We start from the raw sequence: 2,701 nt of genomic DNA on the forward strand, positions 1-2,701 counted from the left end.
GGCAGGGGCGAACCCGCCGTGACGGCCACCATGGCACCACGAAACGGCACGAACACCCCAATGGCCGCGCAACATAACCGTTACCGCGATGACTTGCGTACCGGGCATCATGCACGTGCACGACACGCCGACTCCGAATACGCGAAGATGGGGCCTGTCCGTGCCACCGTCAGGGAAGTCGGGATGGGACGAGAGGGTCCGTGATGTCCACGCGCGCCCTCTGTGTCGTGAGCGTGCCCTGGGGAGTGGTGTCCGGATGGAACAGGTCCTTGTGGGCGGTGACGAGCTGACCTTTCTGATCTGCCCGCAGTGCGGTGACGAGCGCGGTTTCGAGCAGCCCCCGTGTTCCGACGGGCACGGCGCGGACTGCCCCGACCGTGCCTGCGTCGACTGCGGAACGGCCGTGTTCCTCAACCCCGGGCAGCCGGACTCCCCCGCCGCCCGGGTATCCGCGCGGGAGCCGGAACCGTCTGGTGGATCAGCACACCAGCAGCGGCTGCGCCGTGTCGCCTGACCGCATGTCGCCTGACCGCATGTCGCCCGACCGCATGTCGCCCGATCGGTCGACCGCCGCCTGTCGGTGGGTTTCCTGCCGGTTGGTCCGCGCCCCGCTCGTCCATACCGCCGCCCGCGCCGCTTCGCGCGTCCACGCTCCGTCGCGCGCCCACGGTCAGGACGTCCTACCGTGACGTCCATGGGTGCGCCGCTGTCTCCGGACGGCGGCCCAGCTGTCTTCGTCGCGGCCACGGCGGCGCTGCGGGACGCGATGGGCCGGGTCCGCCCGGAGGTCGCGGTACACGAGATCCAGGCGCCGGCGCGACTCGCGCCGTACGCGTTCGCGGTCGCCGGCGGACTCTCGCGGGACGGTGACGAGGCAGCCTCGGGCCGGCTGATCCTCCTGTTCGACCCGGCCGGGCACAGCGCATGGGAGGGCACGGCGCGGTTCGTCTGCTATGCCCGCGCGGCGGTCGACCCCGAGATCGCCACCGACCCACTGCTGCCCGAGGTCGTCTGGTCGTGGCTGCGGGACGCGATGGAGGCCAACCAGGCCGGCTACCGGGCGATCGGCGGCACGGTGACCATCACGAACTCGAAACGGTTCGGCGTGCTGGCGGCGGACGGCGACAGCTCGGATGTGGAACTGCGCTGCTCCTGGTCACCGGAATGGCCCTGGACGGCCAACGGTTGCGATCACCGCGTGTGGCGGCCCGCCGAGGCTGCGGCCCAGCTCCACTCCTTCGTCGACCTGCTGGCGGCCATGGTGGGCCTGCCGCCGCGGGTACGCGGAGTGGTGCCCCTGCCGTCCCGCCATCCGTGCTGACCCCGGCTCGACGCCGTCCCGGTGCCGGCCCCGTCCACCCCGGCTCCACACCACCCCGGCTCCACACCATCTCGACTCCACACCATCTCGACACATTGAGCGACGAAATGACTTTCCAGAGTGAAAGGAGGCCCCCGATCCGGGACAAACCGCCGTCCCTGGTCGATCCGGTCGGCTTCCCTGGGCCCGACCAGCACGCTTGGACGCTGTTCGCGACGTACCATCGCCGATCGTGACGTCGACGGTTCCGGACTCATCCCACCAACTCGGCCAAGGGCCGGACAACAGCGCGGGAGCGGCCCGCCCGTTGCTGGAACCCGCCGAGGGCATACCTGCCGTGATCGTCGACCGAACGGCGCTGCTCGCGGCGGCGACACGGCTGGCCGCCGGNGTCTGGCCGCCGGCACGGGCCCGGTCGCCTTCGACGCCGAACGGGCCTCAGGCTACCGCTACAGCCAGCGGGCCTACCTCGTCCAGATACGCCGCCGTGACTCGGGCACCCACCTTCTGGACCCGGTCGCGCTCGCCGACCTCACCTGCGTGCAGGACGCCGTCGGCGACGCCGAATGGGTTCTGCACGCGGCCAACCAGGACCTGCCCTGCCTGGCCGAGGTCGGCCTGCGTCCGAGCCGGCTCTTCGACACCGAACTGGCCGGCCGGCTGCTGGGCTACGAGCGGGTCGGCCTCGGGATCATGGTCGAGAAGGTGCTGGGCTTCACCCTGGAGAAGGGACACTCCGCCGCCGACTGGTCCACCCGGCCATTACCCGAACCATGGCTGCGCTACGCCGCGCTCGACGTCGAACTGCTCGTCGAACTGCGCGACGCCCTGGAAACCGAGTTGGAGACGCAGGGCAAGCTGGCCTTCGCCCGGGAGGAGTTCGCCGCGATCGCGGCCGCTCTCCCACGGGAGCCACGGCCGGACCTGTGGCGGCGCACCAGCGGGATCCACCGGGTCCGCAACCGACGCCAGCTCGCTGCGGTCCGCTCGATGTGGACAACCCGGGACCGGATCGCCCGCGAACGCGACATCGCGCCCGGCCGGGTGCTCCCGGACAGCGCGATCATCGAAGCGGTGCTGGCCGCTCCCGCGGACATCGAGGCCCTGACCCGGTTGCCGGTCTTCTCCGGCCCGCGCCTGCGCCGCACCGCGCGGACCTGGTTCACCGCCCTGCGGGAGGCCACCGGGCTGCCCGATGACGCCCTGCCCGCGCCCGCCTCGGCGAACGCCGACACCCTACCGCCACCGAACCGGTGGGCCGACCGCGACCCGGCCGCCGCCGCCCGGCTGACCCGGGTGCGCGCCCGTCTCACCGCGATCGCCGCCGAGCGGACCATGCCGGTGGAGAACCTGCTGGAACCGGCGCTCGCCCGCCGGCTC

At 72.1% G+C, this 2,701-nt stretch carries 2 protein-coding genes and 1 pseudogene; all 3 read left to right on the plus strand.

Annotated elements, in window-relative coordinates; genetic code table 11:
- Positions 1-256 precede the first annotated feature (256 nt).
- Complete coding sequence (locus tag FrCorBMG51_RS08830) at positions 257-514, plus strand: hypothetical protein (protein WP_047222613.1); 258 nt, start codon at positions 257-259, stop codon at positions 512-514.
- A gap of 180 nt (positions 515-694) precedes the next feature.
- Complete coding sequence (locus FrCorBMG51_RS08835) at positions 695-1,321, plus strand: DUF3000 domain-containing protein (RefSeq protein WP_052914499.1); 627 nt, start codon at positions 695-697, stop codon at positions 1,319-1,321.
- A gap of 232 nt (positions 1,322-1,553) precedes the next feature.
- Positions 1,554-2,701, plus strand: a pseudogene (locus FrCorBMG51_RS08840) (HRDC domain-containing protein); the annotation flags it as partial.

The organism is Protofrankia coriariae (genome assembly GCF_001017755.1).
Taxonomy (GTDB): domain Bacteria; phylum Actinomycetota; class Actinomycetes; order Frankiales; family Frankiaceae; genus Protofrankia; species Protofrankia coriariae.